15 protein-coding genes are annotated in these 20,529 nt (G+C 34.8%); 4 read left to right on the forward strand and 11 right to left on the reverse strand.

What is annotated here, in order from left to right; translation table 11 throughout:
* Window position 1: 1 nt before the first annotated feature.
* The 7 genes from H560_RS0108765 to H560_RS0108795 all read right to left on the reverse strand — a co-directional run bounded on the left by H560_RS0108765 (window position 2) and on the right by H560_RS0108795 (window position 9,487).
* Entirely contained in the window at window positions 2-2,881 is a 2,880-nt protein-coding gene (locus H560_RS0108765) for a SusC/RagA family TonB-linked outer membrane protein (protein WP_027379697.1), read from the reverse strand.
* A 384-nt stretch (window positions 2,882-3,265) separates the two neighbouring features.
* Complete coding sequence (locus H560_RS0108770; RefSeq protein WP_027379698.1) at window positions 3,266-4,594, reverse strand: hydroxymethylglutaryl-CoA synthase family protein; 1,329 nt, start codon at window positions 4,592-4,594, stop codon at window positions 3,266-3,268.
* A 166-nt stretch (window positions 4,595-4,760) separates the two neighbouring features.
* The gene (locus H560_RS0108775; RefSeq protein ID WP_027379699.1) at window positions 4,761-5,042 is read right to left on the reverse strand and encodes a T9SS type A sorting domain-containing protein; all 282 of its coding nucleotides are present in this window, start codon (window positions 5,040-5,042) and stop codon (window positions 4,761-4,763) included.
* Between the two features lie 138 nt (window positions 5,043-5,180).
* Entirely contained in the window at window positions 5,181-7,694 is a 2,514-nt protein-coding gene (locus H560_RS0108780) for a M1 family metallopeptidase (protein ID WP_027379700.1), read from the reverse strand.
* Window positions 7,694-7,924, reverse strand: a complete 231-nt coding sequence (locus tag H560_RS0108785; protein WP_027379701.1) for a hypothetical protein — start codon at window positions 7,922-7,924, stop codon at window positions 7,694-7,696. The genes H560_RS0108780 and H560_RS0108785 overlap by 1 nt, the downstream gene beginning before the upstream one ends.
* A gap of 213 nt (window positions 7,925-8,137) precedes the next feature.
* Window positions 8,138-8,932 (reverse strand): thymidylate synthase, encoded by a 795-nt coding sequence (locus H560_RS0108790; protein ID WP_027379702.1) that lies wholly within the window; start codon window positions 8,930-8,932, stop codon window positions 8,138-8,140.
* 114 nt (window positions 8,933-9,046) lie between these two features.
* Entirely contained in the window at window positions 9,047-9,487 is a 441-nt protein-coding gene (locus H560_RS0108795) for a hypothetical protein (RefSeq protein WP_027379703.1), read from the reverse strand.
* Window positions 9,488-9,853: 366 nt separating this feature from the next.
* On the opposite strand from H560_RS0108795, the gene H560_RS0108800 reads away from it, so the two are divergent.
* On the forward strand, window positions 9,854-10,654 hold the full coding sequence (locus tag H560_RS0108800) for a hypothetical protein (RefSeq protein WP_027379704.1): 801 nt from the start codon (window positions 9,854-9,856) through the stop codon (window positions 10,652-10,654).
* A gap of 67 nt (window positions 10,655-10,721) precedes the next feature.
* On the opposite strand, the gene H560_RS0108805 is transcribed toward H560_RS0108800, so the two are convergent.
* The 4 genes from H560_RS0108805 to H560_RS0108820 all read right to left on the reverse strand — a co-directional run bounded on the left by H560_RS0108805 (window position 10,722) and on the right by H560_RS0108820 (window position 14,780).
* Window positions 10,722-12,071: an alpha-amylase family glycosyl hydrolase gene (locus H560_RS0108805; RefSeq protein WP_027379705.1), complete on the reverse strand. Its 1,350-nt coding sequence runs from the start codon at window positions 12,069-12,071 to the stop codon at window positions 10,722-10,724.
* A 221-nt stretch (window positions 12,072-12,292) separates the two neighbouring features.
* Complete coding sequence (locus H560_RS0108810) at window positions 12,293-12,889, reverse strand: IS1096 element passenger TnpR family protein (RefSeq protein ID WP_027379706.1); 597 nt, start codon at window positions 12,887-12,889, stop codon at window positions 12,293-12,295.
* A gap of 130 nt (window positions 12,890-13,019) precedes the next feature.
* Window positions 13,020-14,051 carry a sensor histidine kinase gene (locus tag H560_RS0108815; RefSeq protein ID WP_027379707.1) on the reverse strand — a complete coding sequence of 344 codons (1,032 nt, stop codon included), beginning with the start codon at window positions 14,049-14,051 and terminating at the stop codon, window positions 13,020-13,022.
* Window positions 14,052-14,102: 51 nt separating this feature from the next.
* Complete coding sequence (locus H560_RS0108820; protein ID WP_027379708.1) at window positions 14,103-14,780, reverse strand: response regulator transcription factor; 678 nt, start codon at window positions 14,778-14,780, stop codon at window positions 14,103-14,105.
* Window positions 14,781-14,976: 196 nt separating this feature from the next.
* Here H560_RS0108820 and H560_RS0108825 point away from each other — a divergent pair, with 196 nt between their 5' ends.
* The 3 genes from H560_RS0108825 to H560_RS0108835 all read left to right on the forward strand — a co-directional run bounded on the left by H560_RS0108825 (window position 14,977) and on the right by H560_RS0108835 (window position 20,469).
* Complete coding sequence (locus H560_RS0108825) at window positions 14,977-17,607, forward strand: TonB-dependent receptor plug domain-containing protein (RefSeq protein WP_027379709.1); 2,631 nt, start codon at window positions 14,977-14,979, stop codon at window positions 17,605-17,607.
* A gap of 37 nt (window positions 17,608-17,644) precedes the next feature.
* Window positions 17,645-18,865: a hypothetical protein gene (locus H560_RS0108830; RefSeq protein ID WP_027379710.1), complete on the forward strand. Its 1,221-nt coding sequence runs from the start codon at window positions 17,645-17,647 to the stop codon at window positions 18,863-18,865.
* Between the two features lie 236 nt (window positions 18,866-19,101).
* Window positions 19,102-20,469, forward strand: a complete 1,368-nt coding sequence (locus H560_RS0108835) for a hypothetical protein (RefSeq protein WP_027379711.1) — start codon at window positions 19,102-19,104, stop codon at window positions 20,467-20,469.
* Window positions 20,470-20,529: the final 60 nt, after the last annotated feature.

Here is a 20,529-nt window from a genome sequence, read left to right on the forward strand (position 1 = left end):
TTTAAAATTGTATATTAAACCCTAATGAATATGTTTTCTGAACAGGTAAATTAAGGTTGTTAGTCGTATTTAAATTATTTTCCGGATCAAATTTCAAGTTTTTATCATACCGATGAGTCCAGATATTATTACCTTGTACATAAACTTCAAAGCTTTGCATGCCGGTACCTCTCAGCATTTTGGCATCAAACCTATAACCGAGTCTTACATTACTTAATCTTAAATAATCTGTTTTAGCTAAGAAACGAGTTGATTCTCTGTTTGAATTGGTTCCATTTCCATAAATAGGCCTTGGGTTTGTTGCATTGGGATTAGACGGAGTCCAGAAATCAAGTGCATCCGTTGAACCAGGGTAAGAATATGTAAATTGACCGTCAGAATTTGTATATCTACCCCAGTCATTAAGTACCTGACCTCCAAATCCAAATGTCCCCAATGCAGACAATGTAAAGTTTTTATAAGAAGCATTAATATTAATACCTCCAAATAAATTTGAATAAGCTCTACCCTGAACAGCAAGACCAGCATCTGCATATTTATTTGTTGTTTCACCATCAATTCCATTTTTATACCATAAAGGGTCTCCGTTAGAAGGATCTACACCTGCCCATTTTCTCATATAAAATGTATTTACCCCTTCTCCTTCTCTTAATATTGTTGATCCTAAAATAATATCTTTTCCTTCATATAATGAAGTTATTTCATTTTTAAGCGTACTTAGGTTTCCTCCAATACTAAGGCTAAAATCTTCTTTATTAATTACATTATAATTAACGGTAAATTCAAAACCTTTATTAACCAAAGATCCTACATTCACATCCATAAACGGATAGGTAAGCGCACTTTCTGTAGGAATTGGCAGGCCTTGAGACATTTGTAATGGCACACTGAATACCAAATCATTGGTCTTTTTATTGTAATATTCGGCTGTAACGGTCAATCTGTTTTTAAAGAAGCCCATATCCACACCTAAACTTAAAGGTTTTACTGTTTCCCATTTTAAATTCGGATTGTAGACATATTTCATGTTTGCAGCCGGCATATCGTTATAGTTTAAAGTGTATTCATATAAAGAATATGGAATACTTGAAATGGTATTCCCTACTTTACCATAAGAAGCTCTTAATTTGAATTGAGAAACATCTTTCCATTCTTTTACAAATTGTAATCTTACTAAATCTACTCCTGCTCCAATGGAATAAAAAGTTCCCCATTTTTGACCAGGAGTGAAATTTGACAACGCATCACGTCTTATAGAAGCATCTAATAAAATGAGTTTATCATAGTCATAATTGAAGATCAGAGCATATCCGTTTCTGGAGCTTTTTGATTTTTCGCCCCTTGCGTATACTGGCTTTATAAAGTTCGATAATGTTTCCAGATTCGGTGAACCCACGTTCACACCTTGACCTGCAACAAATCTATAATTTCTTTGATAAGCTTCCTGAATACCAGAAATGTTAAACCTGTTTTTATCATCAAGTTTAAAATTATAATTCACTATATTTTGAAAATTCCAATTGAAATATCTTGCTGTTGATTCTGTTTTCCTACCATTTACCTGATATCCATCACCATGTACTGGATTATAGTAAACATCATTTTCAATATTATTCAGTTCGGCCCCAAAAACCATTTTGTACGTGAGATTTTTTAGAATTTGATATTCTCCATATATATTTCCAAAAATTCTGGCAGTATTTGCTCTGAAATAATTATTTTCTTGAGTATATCCTGAGTTAAATAAATTATTACTTAATCTTCCACCCGTTCCTAAATAATAAGTTCCATCTGCATTATATCCCGGGTCTGTAGGTCTTGCAAAAAGCTCAAACAATATTGGATTGGCAAAGCCTCCCCCGTTAGGCAACGTATTTATTTTGCTGTAAGAAAGCTGAATATCAGTTCCCATTTTTAATTTATCGGTCGCATTATAGTCAACTTTTGAGGTAAAGCCTAAACGCTTGAAATCAGAACCTTTCAGTTCACTTTCCTGTAAAAAATAATTAGCTGAATTATAATAAGTAATCTTATCATTTCCACCACTAATTGAGGCATTGATGGTATTTTGATAACCACTTCGTGTTGTTACATCTCTCCAATTTGTATCATTATTCGTGGTATAGATATTTTTAAGAGTAGAAACAGTTGATGAATTAAATGTGCCACTTGGCCAAGATCCCTGACTCGCCATATTAGATACTATAGCCGGATCAAAACCATAAGCGTTAGCAATACTATAACTTAATAAATGTCTATACTGTTCTGTGTTCAATCCCTTCATTCCCTGAATCGCTCTAGAATTCATTCCAGATTCAAAGTTTAAGGAAATTTTTGGTTTGCCTTTTTTTCCAGATTTAGTAGTAATAACAATTACCCCGGCTCCGGCATCAGCTCCATAAACCGCCGTAGAAGAAGCGTCTTTCAATACTGTAAGGCTTTCAATATCTTCACTATTAAGATTTGCCAAAATATTTCCGGTAGTTGCTCCGGTCGTTAAATCTCCACTTTGGATTCTTACACCATCTACTACATAAATTGGATTAACTCCACCATTTACAGAAGCTATGCCCCTTACCCTAACAGAAGCAAATCCTCCTGGTTGCCCAGAAGCATTACCCGTCTGAATTCCTGCTATCCGGCCCTGAAGCATTTTATCTACCGAAGCTACAGGAACATCTTTTATAGCATCACTCTTCATGGTTCCAATAGCTCCTGTCAATTCCTTAACAGTTTTCTTCTGACCAAAGCCTACCATTACAACCTCTTCAATAGTAGATTCCTTTATTGAATCCTTACCTTTTTTCTGGGCATTCGCCTGCCCGGTAAAAAACAGTACAGCAGTTGTTATAACACATAATTTTAAATTATTGTTCTTCATATTTGTATTTTTACAATACAAATGTGTTAATTAACTTTAACATTATCAATTATTAATTAACTGAAAAACAAACAATTGAATAATTATAATTCTGATTTTTTCAATATTTTAATTTAAAAATAAATTAAACGTTTAATCTATTATGAATTTTTTTAACTTTTTATTAAAAAATAATGTTATTTATTCAATTGTAAAAAAAATCATCATATCATGTTAAAAGTTTAAAACAATTAACAATTAATTATAAAATTTTTAGTTTACATAAAAATTTTCAAAAATAAAATTAATTCACAATTAATTTGAATTATTCACATAATTGCTATTGAATAATATTAACAAAAAAAGCTTTGATTTCTCAAAGCTTTATACTAGTAAATCTTAATCTTATATCTGATAATCATAATATCTGGCTCCTTTTAAAAATGGCTTTTCCAGCTCAACAGACTTCAGTCCAAACCCTTTGTAATTTTCATTAACAGAATTACTTAGCTGTTTTCTGTGAAGCTTTTCGTAGGCTTCAAAATCTATGGCTATCCTGTTTTTAAGATTTTCAAATAAATTCCATTTTTCTACAACATTTTTCCACCCCGCTGAAACTTTTCCGGCAAAAACTTTTGATTTTGAACCGCTTCCGTATCCTAAAAAACCAATTTCCTTACCTTCCAGCTCTTCCTTTTCATCAAAAGAAATTTGTAATGCTGAAAGCAAGGCCATAAAAATAGATGCCGTGTACATATTTCCGATTTCTGATGAAGCTCTTTGTGATTTTTCAATTTTATCATTGATAAACCTAATATAATCTTCGGATTTTGCAACAGCCTTCTGCTCATCAGGAGTCTGATAAGAAAGACCATTTTCTAAACTATAAATTTCCGTGAAAACCCTTTTTCCGTGAAAAGCATACGGAAGATGAAAAATAAGATACTTCCAGGTTTTATAAGGTTTATTTTTTCCTGTAATTTCCTTATAATGATTATAAGCTTCCCTTATCCTGTCCTGATAACACTGATTGGAATACTGCCCATCAAAGACCGGTTCATCTGTGAAAATTTCAATTTTATCCGGAAAATTCTCAGAAGCGTTAGTCAGATCTTCTTTTTTAAAATGACGTCTTGGTTTGAAAAAATCGAAAACACTTTCTGTTGCCACGCCCCAATTATTTTCAATTTCTATTAAATCGGGTTTCGAGGAAACTAAAACAGCTACAGCACCGCCTCCCTGCGTATATTCTCCTGAAGAAGCCAGCTCGTATTTTGCATAATCGCTTGCAATAACAACCGCTTTTTTATCCGGATTTACCCTTACAAAATCCAAAGAATTGTGAAGTGCATCTACAGCTCCGATGCATGCAAATGTCATGTCTACAACATCGCAATTTTTAAAACATCTTTCTCCAAATTCTGCTTCCAGTACCTTTTCAACCATCTGCATAGCGTATGAAGCCGTTGGTTTTGCAGCATCTAAAGCACTTTCTGTTCCCAGATAAATTCTTGAAATTTCTTTTGGGTTGATATTGTAATCTCTGATAAGTTTCAACAACGCTTCCGCAGCGAAAGTTGCAGCATCTTCATGAACATCAGGGAAGCCCATTTTATGAAGCCCAAGCCCTTTTTCCAGTTTGGCGGGTTCAATTCCTCTTTTTTCTGCTAAATCCTTAATTTCCAAATATAAAGAAGGTACATAATAGCTTACTGCCTCAATTCCAAAAGTCATAATTTTCAATTTTAATACGAATTTAAAAAATGTAAACGTTTAATCATATATGATTTTTACCAAATTTTTATAATCTTTTGAATCAATTCTATTTTGAAGAAAAAGACACCCTAAAAAAAGGTGCCTTATTGTAAATTATTAATCAAACTTATAAATCTATTATATTTTAATTCTTGATCATTTTAAAAGTACCGGTTCCGCTGTCTGTTTTTCCTGAAATAATGTAGATTCCATTATTCAATCCGGAAATATCGATACTCCCCTGTTCCGAATTTACTTTCTTAGTCTGAACTTTTCTTCCATTCGAATCGAAAATATTAATTTCATCAACCTTTCCTTTACTGACATAATTCAATGTGTTTTTTACCGGATTAGGGTAATATTTTACTGATGATTTTGAAGGGCTTACAACATCATTTGTACTTAAAACCTCATTGCTGATCGTCACATTATCAATTAACGTAGAATATCCCTGGCTATTTTCTCATTCAATAGCAATCTGGTAAATAATAAAAGAATATCATCAATAAAATAACCGCTACAAAAAGTAACGGTTATCATATTTTTTAATAATTTATTTTGTTAATTATTTAAAATCTTCAATAGCTTTATTAATTACATCAATTTGTTTATTAATGCTTGCAGCGCTTTGAGGGTTTTGTTTCAAAAGTTCCATTTTTTTATTGAGACCCTCTTTCAATATCTGGGTTATCATCATTTTAGCCTGCGGATTTTCTGCTATCTGCCCTTTTGCATGGCCCAGCATTTTTGTAATACTTTCTGTCGCCTTCAGGTTATCGGAAGTCATAATCCAGTTGTATCCTTCTTCTGCCACTTTTCCTAATTCAGGATTCTGGAATTTGATGAAAGGATAAAATGCCGCAACCTGTGCAATATTTGACATCTGTGAAGTTACTTTATTTTTAACGATAATCGGTAAAAGCTTATCCATCAAATTATCCGGAGCACCTTCCAAATCTATTTTATCTGCCAAAGCATTGGCTCTTGAAGGATCAATTTCGATTATTGCACCTACAGAATTTCCTTTTACTGAATTTGAAACAGCATTCAGGCCTTTTTCAAAAACTGGCATGTATTTTTTGTCCTTGGTTTTTGCCAGTGCAGAGATTGCTGCTGCCTGAACCAGTGTTTTAGGATCATTTGCCGCCAGCTTTTCTACATCAGAACCCAAAGCTTTTAATTGCTCCGGATTCGATAAATCCATGAGCTGCAAAGCTTTTATCCTTGTTCTGAAAAATGGATCCTTGATCGCGGCAGCTAATAATTTTGTGGCCGCAGGACTTTTTCCTACCTGATCTTTAATTCCGTTTAAAGCATTGTATTTGCTTTTGAACTCCCTGGAATTCATGAACTGCATTAAATACTGCTCCGGTGTCTTAGTATCTGTAATATCAGCTAATAAAACCCCGTCTGCATTGATATTAACTAAATCTGCATTTTTAGAAACATCAAAATTAAATGTATTTTTTGCTTCCGCATTTACCCAGACATTATATCTTTTCGGCTTCCCGTTGTCATAAACGTCAATAGCCAAAGGAAATTCAAACGGCTGATCCTGAGTCTGATTGATGGTAACCGCAATTTGCTTTTTAACAGGCTCAAAAGTGTAAGAATAATTGATTTTCGGATTTCCGCTTCCGAAATACCACTGATTAAAGAACCAGTTCAGGTCTTTTCCAGAAACTTTTTCAAAAGACAGCCTTAGCTGGTGTGCTTCCGCATTTTGATATTCATTTGATTTTAAATAATCATTCATCCCTGCAAAGAAAGCATCGTCGCCAAGGTAATTTCTAAGCATGTGAAGAATTCCGCCTCCTTTCTGATACGTTACCAGATCAAAAACATCTTCACGTGAATCATAATTGAACCTTACCAGATTTTTTTTGAAATCAGAAGGGTTATGAATATACATGTTTACATCCTGCATCTGATGGTAATCTGCCTGGTCTTTTCCGTATTTGTACTCGTTCCAAAGATATTCGGAATAGTTTGCGAAGGATTCGTTTACCGTCAAATTACTCCAGCTTTCCGCCGTCACCAGATCTCCAAACCAATGGTGAAATAATTCGTGGGCAATAGTATCTTCCCAGGTATTTTCATCGATCAGCTGCCCGGGTTTTTGAAGAATATCACTTCCGTGAAGCGTTGCCGTGGTGTTTTCCATGGCTCCACTTACGTAATCCCTCCCTGAAATCTGGGCATATTTTGCCCAAGGGTAATCATAGCCCATTTTTTTAGAGAAAAACTCCATCATTTCCGGTGTATTTCCGTAGATCTGCTTTGCGTATGGTTCATATTCTTTCTCGATATAGTAATCTACAGGAATATTTCTCCATTTATCCTTTACAATTGCATACTCACCCACTCCCATGAAGAAAAGGTAAGTTGCATGCCTTTTATCCATTACCCAATGGTCTGTTCTCAAACCGTTCGCTTCTTTTTTAGAATCTTTCAGAATACCATTAGAAAGCGTTACATACTTATCTGGAACCGTCATATAGATTTCCTGGGTTGTTTTCTGGTTTGGTTTGTCAATGGTCGGGAACCATGCAGAAGAAGATTCTGTTTCGCCTTGTGTCCAGATCTGTGTCGGCTTATCAGGATCCTGTCCTTGAGCATTGATGAAATACAGACCTTTTGCATCATTAATGGCCGCGCTTCCTTCCTGTTTTACTTCGTTCGGACGGGAGGTATACTTGATATAAACAGTATAATCCTGATTTTTCTGATACGTTTTATCTAAGGTGATTTTTAAGACATCATCCTTGTAATCATATTTTAAAGGAGATTTTTTGCCATTGATATCCAAAGCTACTTCATGAATCAACATTCCTTTTGCATCGAGCGTCAATTCGTTTGTCGGATAGAAAAAAGGAGCGGCTGTAAGCCATTCTTCCCCATTCATTTGTTCCTTCTGATAGTCGAAATTTACTTTAAGCTTGGTATGTTTCAGTTCCGTTACTTTCGTGTGAGTGGCTCTGTACACCTTTTCTCTTCCCGAAGTTTCGGTTTGTGCCGCTGCATTGGTGGAAAAGAAAATTCCAGCCAAAAGAGCAATCGATAAAATGGCTTTGTTCATTATTTTTTAGAATTATTTTTTGTTAAAATGTCGAAAATATCATTTACAACCGTTTCGTAATCTCCTTTCTTAAACTGTTCTTTGGTTTTGTTAAAAGCTTTTTTCAGTTCGCTTTCAGGATTTTCTTCGTCGATGATGTCTACGGAATCCACTCCTTTTATCTGAAGAAGTATTTCTTTCAGCTTATCGGCATCGGTATTTTTTTCAATGGTAATTTTAAGTGATTTCATGACGGATAGGTAGAAAAATTAGGTTAAATGTTACAAAAAAAGTGAAGTTTGTAAACTTCACTTTATACTTTATTTTAATTTTATTTGATTAAAATTATTTTCAAAGTTTGTCATTCCGCAGGAATCTCGACAGCAATATTCAAAACTTAGTTTAGATTCCTACGGAATGACAAATAAGTGAATATAAAAACTTGTACTTTAATTACTAAAAAGTTATATCGCAACAGGTGCTTTAATTCCCGGATGCGGATCATAATTCTCCAATGTAAAATCTTCAAAATCAAAACCGAAAATGTCTTTAATTTCAGGATTTAATTTCATTGTCGGAAGCGGTCTTGGGTCTCTTGCTAATTGCTTATTTACCTGCTCAAAATGATTATTATAAATATGAACATCACCAAAACTGTGAACATAATCCCCCACTTCAAGATCACAAACCTGGGCAACCATCATCAATAACAACGCATAACTTGCAATATTGAAAGGCACTCCCAGGAAAACATCTGCACTTCTCTGATACAATTGAAGAGACAGTTTTCCATCTGCCACATAAAACTGGAATAGCGCATGACAAGGCGCCAAAGCCATATTAGGAATTTCTGCAACGTTCCAAGCGGAAACAATAAGTCTTCGGGAATCGGGATTTTTTTTAATTTGATCGATAACTTCAGTAATTTGATCAACTACTTTTCCATCTGCACCGGTCCAACTTCTCCACTGTGCGCCGTAAACTGGTCCCAAATCTCCGTTTTCATCTGCCCATTCGTCCCAGATTGAAACGCCGTTGTCTTTAAGATATTTAATATTCGTATCTCCTTTCAGGAACCAAAGCAATTCGTAAATAATAGATTTCAAATGCACCTTTTTTGTTGTCACCAAAGGAAAACCTTTTGACAGGTCATATCTCAGCTGATACCCGAAAACACTCCTTGTTCCCGTTCCGGTTCTGTCTGTTTTATCCGTTCCGTTGTCTAAAATATGCTGTAAAAGGTCTAAGTAATTCTGCATTTTGAAAATGAATTGATGGGTCAAATTTAGAAAAAACAAAGGAATTTCCTGTTATCATACATCATAAAAAAAGCATTCATTTTCATGGATGCTTTCAATATCTTAATTCTAATGTTACCAGATTTCTTCAATGGTCTGATTCATATTATTAATAGAAAATTTTTGCCCGGAATTAAGCCCGGCCATTGCTTTTACCAGAGGAGATTCTGCGGATACGGTCATGATTTTCTTATTATCAAAAACAATTTCCCCAATGGATGCTGCAATGTAAAAGAGACCTTTATCTGTTCTCACCAAAGCTCCATTTTGTACTTTAGAAGAAGGTTCGGCGGTAATTTTTTGGATTAAAGACTGCTGATTCAGGGTTTCGTTCAATTGTCTTTGAAGATTATTGATTTCCTGCTGAAGCATTTCGCGGCCGGTTTCATATTTGTCGCCCATTGAGCTTTTTGTATCATTGTTGGAAGCCCTAGTTTCGGCAATGAGGTGTTCAAAACTTTGTATTTTTTCCGTGATTTTATTTTTGACAATTTCTAATATTTTTGATTTATCCATAACGACAAATTTCATTTGACATATAATTTCAAATGTATACTATTTTTAAGTTAATTAAAAAATTTCAAAAAAAATAAGTTTAATATTATTTTTAAATCAAGTGTACAAACTTCAATTATAATTAAATATTTCAACACTAAATGAAGTATTTTATTATTTAAATTAAATAAATTTTATTAATCCCAAAATTCGCAATAACAACAATTCCTATATTTGCCAACAATTTTAAAAAAACAATGACAAAAAAATTATTCATTATCTCGTTGGTTTCTACATCAACGACTATTTTTTTCACAGGTAGGGATTAATATTGAGAATCCACATGCTTCTTCTGTACTGGAAGTTTCTTCGGATTCTAAAGGAGTTTTGGTTCCAAGACTTACCACAGCTGCTGTAAACAGTTTAACCGCTACGGCAAGCGAGGGACTGATCGTCTACAATAAAGAACAAAAAAAATTCCTGGGATGGAATGGTACTAAATGGGTAGATCTGGGCTTTGAAAGTTCAGGAGGCGGCAGCCAGCAGACGGGAGTAGTCTTTACCCAAGGATTTGAAACAAGTGATTCTGTGAACTATACAACTTCAGGCTTTGCACCTACAAGTTTCAATTTTACTTCCGGATCTACAACAAACTCTGATGCACCGGCTTCTGTAGCTTTATTTTCTGAGGGAACAAGAGGTTTTGGATACTCAAACTCAAACTCTTCTGCTACAATTTCTTATGTAGAATTCAATACCATTGATGCTTCGGCTTATACAAATAATATCACTTTCAGTTTTGATGTGGCTGCATTTTCAATAGGAAGTACAGCAAACGGAATGGAAAACACGGATATTGTAAGCATTGATATAAGCACAGACGGCGGGGCTAATTACAACACAAAACTTACGCTTACCGGAGGAAATTCTTCCACCGCGACTAATGTAAGATGGGCTTTTACAGGTTCCGGAACGGGAACGAACAGCTATTCTGCATCCGGAATTACAGTGACTTCATCCAATACAAATACCGGATCGGGAATTACATTAACGGGTGCTCAGGCGATCACAAAAATGTCGGTAACGGGAATTCCTAATTCCAGCCAGTTGAAATTGAGAATTGGTGTGAGAAATAATGCTTCTTCGGAGCTTTGGGTAATAGATAACGTCAAATTACAGTCATTTTAACTATAAAAGCGGACCGTAATAGTCCGCTTTTTTATAATTTTAGCCAAAACTTTAATGGTTGGGAATTTCATTTTTCAAAAACAGCAAAATCTGAGACCTTAAAATCAAAGCTTTTATCATCACTGAAATCTCTTTTCATTTTATCAAAAACATTGATGAATGTTCCGGATAAATGTTCATCTTCAATGGCAAAATTTACCGGTTCTTTTGACATATTTAAGACAACCAGCACCTCATCATTCCCGTTTTTTCTTACATAAGCTAAAATCTTGTCATTGGCTGTTGTATTAAGAAAATAAGTCGTTACATTCTGATCTCCCCCTCGTAAAGCCGGATTTGTTGATTTTAAATTTAATAAAGTCTTATAAAAATCTGCATTCTGATAGGTATTTGTCCATTTGATCACATCTTTTTCAAAGAATTCCAAACGTTTCATATTCGGAAGCTCCTGCCCGGAATAAAGCAGTGGAATACCGTTCCAGGTGGCTGAAAATACAGCCATTGGTTTTGTAATAACACCATATTTTTCATATTCGGTTCCGTTCCATGAATTTTCGTCATGGTTGGTTGTAAACCAGGCTCTCATTGACTTATCTCCTATCGCCGAGTATTTGATTAGCAAATCTTTAAGCTCCTGAAGCGGTTCGTTTTTCTTATAATAATCTGCGGATTTATGCATCCATTTCCATGAATAGCTGGCATCGAAAACTTTTCCGTAATCCGGATTTTCCAGTTCATCATATTCTCCTATCCAGAAAAGAGGCTTTATTTTTTCAACTTCAGGACGGGCCTGTTCCCAGAAATCAACTTCTACCCAAGAGGCAAGATCACATCTGAAACCATCAATGTTGGTTTCTTTCACCCAATATTTCATGGCATCAATCATTGCTGTACGCATTTCCTGGTTTTTGTAATCCAGCTCGATGATATCGTCCATCCCGGAAGCGCGGTGAAAGCTTCCGTCTTCATCTTTCAGATAAAATTCCGGATGTGTTTTTGTCCAGACATGATCCCATCCAGTATGATTGGCTACCCAGTCTATAATCACTTTAAAGCCCAACCTGTGAGCTTCGTTCACCATATGCTTAAAATCATCCAGCGTCCCGAATTCAGGATTAATGGAAGTATAATCTGCGGCTGCGTACTGGCTTCCCATGCTGCCTTTTTTATTAAGCTGGGCAATTGGGGTGATGGGCATAAACCAAAGGGTTTTCACTCCCATAGATTTCAGTCTCGGCATTTCTTTTTCAAATGCTCTGAAGGTTCCTTCTTTTGTATATTGTCTTAAGTTTACTTCGTAGATATTGGTGGTGTGCTTCCAGTCTTTAGGTAAATCTGTCATGTTTTTTTTTACGGTTTGAGTGGTACAGGAAACAATTCCCAGACCAATTACAGCTAATAAAATTAATTTTCTCATTAATTCATTTTCAACAAAAATAGGAAATGTGATCTATAAAAGTGAATGGTGAATGGTGAATTTTTGCTTTGCAAAGTGAATTTTTATGTAATTGGATATTATCAAACCTTCAAGGTTTTAAAAATCTTGAAGGTTTAGCAGAAGTTATTTTTAAATGAAATTTCCAGAAAAAAAGCCCTGAACAATGTTCAGGGCTGTATATTTTAATACGTTAATTCTAATTATCTTTCGTCATCGCTGTCATCTTCATCATCGAAAACATCATCATTGTAGTCTTCTTCTTCATCATCATCAAAATTGTCCTCATCCTCATCCACAAAAGTGGTAGTAGTAACAAAATCGTCATCAAAGCTGAAATCGTCATCCATTAACGGCATTGCAGATTTCTTTTTGGATCCTCCTGTTCCGTTTTTGCTAGGTGCTTTTAAAGGAACGTTTCCAAATCTGTATACTGTGATAGGGTAATTTACACCTTTTGTTTCATCGATAATTTCTACCAATTCACAGAAAAATTCCCAAAGGTCAAGAAGCCCGTACTGGAACTGAGCTTTGTCTCCGATGTTCTCGAAAGCCTCATCAATGTACACATCCGACATAATTTCGCCATCTCCGTCGTCGCTCATATCTTCCAATGGAACACTTTTTACTATCGTTCCATCTTCTTCCAGCAGATTAAAAGTGGATAGCTCATCTCCCTGCAAGCTGAATGCACTTTTAATGCCTAAATGTAAGTTCCATAGCGTCTGTTTTCCTTTAACTTCGATATCTCGAAAAATATCTTCTTTCGCATCTAATATTACGCGGATTTTGTAAACCATCAGTTTTTAAATTACTTTTTGCCTTTTTTATTATGATAAATCTCTGTTGCAAATATAAAATAAATGAGATGTGACAAAAAAATATTTCAGGATTTTTTAAAATATTTTTTTTTCATACATTTTGCAGAAATTATTTACTTTTTTCAAGCATAAAACTAAATTTTGTACCTTCAAGATACACACTTTCAACGGTAATATTTTCGTTGTGTGCCTCCAGAATGTGCTTTACAATGGCCAGACCCAGCCCGGAGCCTCCTTCCCTCCTGCTGCGACTGGTTTCCACACGGTAGAATCTTTCGAAAATCCTCGGCAGACTTTCTGATTTTATTCCCATCCCGTTGTCTATAACTTCTATTAAAACTTTATTTTTAAGAATACTTGTTTTTACCACTACTTTCGCTTCCTGGCGGTTGGCGTAATGAATAGCGTTCGAAATTAAATTAATAAAAACCTGCGAAATCTTCTGCTTATCCGCTTCCACAAAAATCTGCGGCTGCAGGGTCTGAATCTGCAGCGTAGCGTTGTGCTTTTCGGCTTCCAGATCAAGAAGGTCGAATATTTCTTTAATTAATAAATTAACATCAAACCTTGATACGGTAAGATTAATTTCGCCTGCTTCCAGCCTGTTGATCATATCCAGGTCTGTAACAATGGCGATCAGTCTTTCGACCGATTTATCAATTCTTTCCAGATATTTGTCCCGGATGGTAAGATTGTCCACACCACCGTCACGCAGCGTCTCCACATAACCCTGAATGGAAAATAAAGGCGTTTTTAGCTCATGGGAAACATTTCCGATGTACTCTTTACGATAGCTTTCCATTTCCTTCATCATGTCAAGTTCTGTAACTTTCTGCTGATTGAGGTCGGAAAATCTTTCTCCTAATTCTTTAATAGTGATATTTTCATTGTCATTATGAACAATTTCCTGCGGTAAAAGCTGGGAAAGCCCGCGAACCTGCTTTTTGCCATAATAGTTGAAAAGCAGCTCCAGTACGATATAATTAATGATAAAAATAAGCACAAGGCAGATGAAAAGGCCCAGTTTAAAGAAAGGAGTATTGTAATATAGATCCTTTAGTGAATCAAAAATGATTACTAATAGAAACATCACCAATGTCAGAAGACAAGAGGCGACGAGGGTAAGTCTGTAAAATTTCAATTTTACAACGTTTTATTGGTTTATGTAAAGGTAAGAAATTGAAATTGAGTATTAAACAATAAGTTTATACCCAATTCCTTTTAAAGTCTGAATCGTATTGATTCCCAGTTTTTCTCTTAATCTTCTGATATGGACGTCGATGGTTCTTTCTCCTACGATTACATCATTACCCCATACTTTTTCAAGAATTTCTTCTCTTTTGAATACTTTTTCGGTATTTGATGCTAATAAATAAAGAAGATCGAATTCTTTTTTCGGAAGTAAAAACTGCTGTCCGCTTTTGGAAACTCTGAAGTTGTCTTTATCAATTACCAGATCACCGATTTCTATAAGCTTTGCATTATCCGAAACCTGAGAAGTAAGCTGTAATAAGGCATTTACTTTAGAAATAAGGATTTTCGGTTTGATGAGCTTCACGATGTAGTCGTTTGCACCAGCCTGGAAACCTGCCAATTGTGAGAACTCTTCGCTTCTTGCAGAAAGGAAAACGATTAATGTTTTCTGAAGTTCTTTTACCTTGCGCAGTTCCTGACAAGTTTCGATACCGTCTTTTTCGGGCATCATTACATCTAATAAGATAAGATCAGGGATAATTTCCTTGGCTTTGTCGATACCTTCATTACCGTTTGTGGCTGTGTAGATGTCGTAACCTTCCTTTTCCAGATTGTAAGACAGAATCTCTAAAATATCCAGTTCGTCGTCTATTAAGAGGATTTTCTTTTGGTTCATTTTCAAGTTTTACGTGTCAAAGTTAATAATATTTTAATCACAGTTTAACAAAACGGGCATCGTTCACATAAAGTTAACAAATATATTCTTTTATTAATATTTAGTTAAGGAAAATTTAAATTTCGCTAAACCATTTACACCATCAATCTTTCCTTCCTTTGCACCGAAAGAATATAGTAATAAAGTAAGTAAAATAATGAAAATTTATAAACTTAGCGTTGCAGTCTTATTTTTATCCGGGTCTGTGTTTTATGCTCAAGAAGTGAAAAAAGACACCGCAAATAAGGAGAAAAAAATTGAAGGCGTTGTACTCCAGGGAAGCACAAACAAGAAAACGGAAACTGCCGTACTGGGAGAACAGAAAAAAGCCATCATCCAAAAACAGGCTGTAAGTGCAGAAGAAATTTCCAGAAAAGGTATTTCAAACGTAGAACAAGGTCTTACTAAAGTAACAGGTATCACAACAGTAGAAGGCAGAGGTCTATTTGTGAGGGGTCTTGAGGAAAGATATAATTATTTATTAATTAATGGTCTTGGATCTCCTTCTAATAACCCATTCCAAAAAATAATTGCTTTAAAACAATTTCCAACTGATGTTGTCGGTAAGCTGAATATTTACAAAACATTCAATTCTAATCTTTACGGGGATTTCGCGGGAGCTACTTTTGACATTGAAACATTAACGATCGATAAGCCTTTTACAAAAATTGAATTCGGGATTGGAGTAAACACTTTGAGTACTTTCAGAAAAGGGTTCAAAGTTTCTGAAGGAGCAAGCGGATTCAACGGATATTTAGGTTTGAATTCTGAGGATAAGCAATTACCTTCAGCAATTGAAAACTCAAGACCAAATAACTACAGATTTTCAGCAAATGAATCTCTATCCCAGTTTAAAGACAACTGGAATGTGGACGAAATTAAATCTTTGCCTAATACAAGCATAGGCTTCACCACTGTACAAAAAGTAAAAGCAGGTGAAACTGGAAGTTTAGGAATCTTATTCTCATTAAACCAAAGTTCTGAATATTCCTTCAGAGAGGGTTCAAAAAATCAGTTTAAAGATTTTGGAGGTGTTATTAATTTAAATAATGACCTTCAGAGAAAACAATATAATTACGAGCTGGAATCTTCTGCTTTATTAGGTTTTGGATATAAAAATAAAGGAACTGTGCTTAATCTGAATGCGATGTTCCTTCAAAACGTGAACAACATTATTGAAGATTACTACGGATATAAGAATAATCAGGTACAAAATAAAGATATTGGTTTTTTCAGAACCAATCAGCAGGATTTATCTAGATTCCTTGATATTCAACTAACAGGATCTCAAAAATTAGGTGAAAGACATTTACTAAAAGCCGGCGGAAGCTATGTAATTAATAATTATGAGCAACCTGACAGAAAAATCCTTGAAGGAAGCCGACAGGATCTAAACGGAAATGTATTACCTGACAACCAACTATTATTGGCCTATGGAGGAAATAATATTATCCGTCAGTATCTTGATGTGAACTCAAGATTCTATGGTTCTGCTTATGGAGAATATTCGGTTTTCTTAGGAGAAAAAGGTGATAAAAAAGATTATCCGATGCAATTGTCAGTAGGGTACAACGGATTTGCCGACATGAGAAAAACGTCTTACCGTTTTCTTTTCGGTAAACCAAACGGGACTGCAGGACAAAGCTTCCTGATCGATAAAAACTCGCCGCAGGAAAAATTTAATTCAGACCTGGCAAACAATTTATTCTTCTTCCAGGAAGAAACAGACCCGTCACTTTTCTATACAAGCATGTATCAGTTTGTAAACGCCGGATATATTAACTTTAATTATAAGCCTACAGAAACATGGGATGTATTAATTGGAGGAAGATATGAAAATGATATGACGCTGATCCGTTTTTCTAAGCAGGGTGCAGCACAAAAAACAAATTTAGAGAAAGAGAGAAACTTATTTTTACCGTCACTTGCCGTTAAAAAAGCTCTTAATTCTAAAAATAATTTAAGATTCTCTTTCAGCAAGACTGTTACACGTCCTGTATTGATCGAAACTATGGAGATTTCATATATCAATCCTGATAATGAGACTATTAAAGGTAATCCTGATATTCAGCTAAGTGATAACTACAATTTCGATCTGAAATGGGAATATTTCCCTACCAGTAAGGAAATGTTCTCCGTAAACTTATTTGCAAAGAGAATTAATAATGCTATTGAAAGATCATTCGTTTCTTCCGGTGATGCAAACGGGGTTACTGTTACTTTCTATAATGCAAAGAAAGCAGACCTTGCAGGAATTGAGCTTGAAGGAATCTTAAGCCTGGGCAGAATTTCTGAATCGTTAAATAAATTTACGTTAGGAGCTAATGCCACTTTCATGTATACAGATGTTGAAAGAAGCGATGATCAGCTTAAACTTGAGCAGCCAAATCCTAATTATTATAAAGGTGGTCTTAAAAAAAGAGGTCTTCAGGGAGCTTCTCCTTATACCATTAACGCAGATTTAAAATACGAAACAAAAACAAAAAATAACTTAAGCAGAACTTTATCATTAGTTTATAATGTTTCAGGTTCAAAGATATATGCTGTAGGAACTTCAGGTTCTGATAACTTCTATGAAAAGCCTTTTCACCAGCTAGATTTTGTTTATCAAGAGCAAATTACCAAAAACTGGAATGTGAAAGCTGGTGTTCAGAATATTTTAAACAACAGATATAAAATCCTACTTGGAGATGAAAGCTATTATGACGTTCAGACAAACGGAAATAATACATATACCGACTATTTCCGAGGCATCAATTTTAACCTTACTGTAGGTTATACTTTTTAAAAATTAAAATATAGTAAAAAATAAATATCCCAATAAAATGAAAAGAAGATTTTTACCATTAGTATCGTTAACATTTGCGTTAACATTAGCTCTAAACTCATGCTCTATTGAAGTAAATGATGGTTTAGGTGAAGGTACAGTAACAACTCCGGGAACTACAGAAAGCGTATTAAACGGAAGCGGAACATTATCAGGAACTATTACAAAAGACCTTTTGATAAAAAAAGGTAACTATACACTTAAAGGTATTGTAAAAATCACAGGAAATGCTACTCTTACTATTGAGGCAGGTGCTACTTTTACTGTTGATACTTCTACAAACAGCAGCTTAGTGGTACTTCAGGACGGTAAAATCAATGCTGTGGGTACAGCTTCAGAGCCAATTGTATTTACTACTACTACAAAAACTCCTGGAGACTGGGGTGGTATCACTCTTTATGGAAGCGCTCCAATAAAGGCTCTTAACGGAAACGCTCAGGCTCTTTCTGAAGATGGAAATAACGTTTACTACGGAGGAAGTGATGCAAATTCTAATTCCGGAACAATGAAATTCGTAAGAGTAGAATACGCTGGTAAGAAAATCGGTGACGGTACCTCAGAAACTAACTCTATGACTTTCTACGCTGTAGGAGCTGGAACTACTCTGGAAAATTTAGTATCCTACAAAGGTACTGATGATGGTTATGAATTCTTCGGTGGTACAGTAAGCGCTAAAAATATTGTTTCTTACGGAAACTATGATGATTCATTTGACTGGCAGGATGCCTGGAGCGGACAAAATAATACAAACTGGTATGCTTTCCAAACAAGTGTTGGTAACTTCGGAATGGAGATTGAAGCATCAAGTAATATTGATAATGTAGCACCAAAAATCTCAAACATCACACTAATAAGAGATACTAATACAAATCCTGAAACTGCTAACTCTCCGGAGATTTCTGCAATTCAGTTTAAAAAGCAGGGGACAGGAATTTTCTCAAATGTTTATATCAGCGGATATAAAAACATCGGAACTCAAAAAGCTTATTCCGTACTTATTCAGGAACAAACTACTGAAACGAATCAGGTAGCTACAAACAAAATAAAAGTTGATCCTATTAATTACGTAAATTCTGATAATCCTGGTGTTTGGGGGTATGCATACACACCGGCAGCTGTTAAGACTTTCACTAATACAGCAAGTGTTACAAAAGTATCATTAACTCCTGGAGCATGGGCTACAGTAGACGGAGTTAATCTTTTAGCTGGTTTACAATAAATAATTAGTTTCTTCATATCAAATTAAGGACGGCATCGGAAAGTATTTTCCGATGCCGTTTTATTGTATAAAAATAATTCAAAGCCTATTCAAATTTAATAATTACTTATTTTTTTATTAACACGAAAACTTTAGATTTTATATTTCTTTACAGTTATAAATATCACAATATAAAGAATTACTTTTTTTGTGTTATAAATAACAACCACCGAAAACAATTTATTAATATTCAAAATATGAGACCAACTTTTCTACTGCTGTTTCTAGCAGTAATCTTTTCAAATTTCAAAGCACAGCTTAATGCCTCTAATTTTAAAGTGGCTTTGGACAAAGAAAACAGTCAAATTCAGTATTCCTTTAATTTTGAAGGAACCTATTTTAAAGTGGAAACCACTGTATACAAAGATTCAGTCTTACCTGAAAATATTATTGCTCACAATACAAGGGAAGATGATAGTGACTATCAGCCGATTGTATATCCTCCGGGATATCTTTTCTCTACATGGTCACCTAATACTACAAGCTCCGCATATACACCAGCAAGTAACTACTATTTGGTAATTAAAGCATGGGAGGTTACAGGTAACCCAAACTATCATACAATTACATTATCCTATGCAATGCCCAATTTGAATGCATCAAATCTCAAAGTCACCTTAAATAAACCTGCAAAACAAATAAACTATTCGTTCAATTTTGAAGGTACATTTTTTAAAGTAGAGACAAAGCTTTACAGGAATTCAGTATCATCGTCAAACCTAATCGCATACGGAATTAAAGAAGATGATAGTGATTACCAGCCTATCGTCTACCCTCCTGGATATATTTTTACAAGCTTCACAAACAATCAAAATGACTGGGCATATGAAACTGCCGATCAGTATATCATGATAATTAAGGCTTACGAGGTTTCAGGAACACCTATATTTTTAACAAAAACCCTTACTTACAGTCCTCCAAAACCAATTACACCTAATCTTAAAGTAGATGGATTCATCATTACAGAACCTGCAAACAATAACAAGATAATTTTTGATTCTTATAATGCCAGCCAGTATCAAAATGCAAAATTTGTACAGTCCACAAAGAATTATAATTTTAAAGTATTTGTAAGAAAAGAAGGTGCTGTAGCATTAAATGATGTTAATGTAGATCTAATGCAATATGATGCATACTGGGGAATTTACCCGAATACCTCACCAGGAACTCCAATCAACAAGAAGGTAAGCTTTAGCACAACTGAAACCTTAAAAAGTGTGGAATTCTTTACCAATGTATACAATTTCAGCAGTGGTGCAATCACTTATGGCGCAGCATTTCATATCGATCGTCTAAACTCTATAAACGAAACTACAAAATCTGATAATTACCAAGGTATTGTTACAACAGCTTATCCTGCAGGAACAAATCTTAAAACTTCTTCATCGGGAGAAATTGAAGGTTTGATAACTGTAGAAGTATTAGATGAAAACGGAAAACATGTTAAAACAGTTTCTGCTTTAGCCAATGATAAAGAATATCCCGAAGTAAAAAAACAGCTTGCTCCAGGAAATTATTTCTTTAGAGTAAATAATTCGACTCAAAGAGTAAAAATTTACAGATAATTTTTTAACATACATAAACTTTCCCCGGTCATAATGTTCCGGGGATTTTTGCATAAATAG

This window comes from Chryseobacterium daeguense DSM 19388 (assembly GCF_000430825.1).
Taxonomy (GTDB): domain Bacteria; phylum Bacteroidota; class Bacteroidia; order Flavobacteriales; family Weeksellaceae; genus Chryseobacterium; species Chryseobacterium daeguense.

Bases quoted from the DNA above. Each gene is read 5' to 3' on its own strand.
- H560_RS0108765 (WP_027379697.1), bottom strand. From the start codon at position 2,881: ATGAAGAACAATAATTTAAAATTATGTGTTATAACAACTGCTGTACTG.
- H560_RS0108770 (WP_027379698.1), bottom strand. From the start codon at position 4,594: ATGACTTTTGGAATTGAGGCAGTAAGCTATTATGTACCTTCTTTATAT.
- H560_RS0108780 (WP_027379700.1), bottom strand. From the start codon at position 7,694: ATGAACAAAGCCATTTTATCGATTGCTCTTTTGGCTGGAATTTTCTTT.
- H560_RS0108785 (WP_027379701.1), bottom strand. From the start codon at position 7,924: ATGAAATCACTTAAAATTACCATTGAAAAAAATACCGATGCCGATAAG.
- H560_RS0108790 (WP_027379702.1), bottom strand. From the start codon at position 8,932: ATGCAGAATTACTTAGACCTTTTACAGCATATTTTAGACAACGGAACG.
- H560_RS0108795 (WP_027379703.1), bottom strand. From the start codon at position 9,487: ATGGATAAATCAAAAATATTAGAAATTGTCAAAAATAAAATCACGGAA.
- H560_RS0108805 (WP_027379705.1), bottom strand. From the start codon at position 12,071: ATGAGAAAATTAATTTTATTAGCTGTAATTGGTCTGGGAATTGTTTCC.
- H560_RS0108810 (WP_027379706.1), bottom strand. From the start codon at position 12,889: ATGGTTTACAAAATCCGCGTAATATTAGATGCGAAAGAAGATATTTTT.
- H560_RS0108820 (WP_027379708.1), bottom strand. From the start codon at position 14,780: ATGAACCAAAAGAAAATCCTCTTAATAGACGACGAACTGGATATTTTA.
- H560_RS0108825 (WP_027379709.1), top strand. From the start codon at position 14,977: ATGAAAATTTATAAACTTAGCGTTGCAGTCTTATTTTTATCCGGGTCT.
- H560_RS0108830 (WP_027379710.1), top strand. From the start codon at position 17,645: ATGAAAAGAAGATTTTTACCATTAGTATCGTTAACATTTGCGTTAACA.
- H560_RS0108835 (WP_027379711.1), top strand. From the start codon at position 19,102: ATGAGACCAACTTTTCTACTGCTGTTTCTAGCAGTAATCTTTTCAAAT.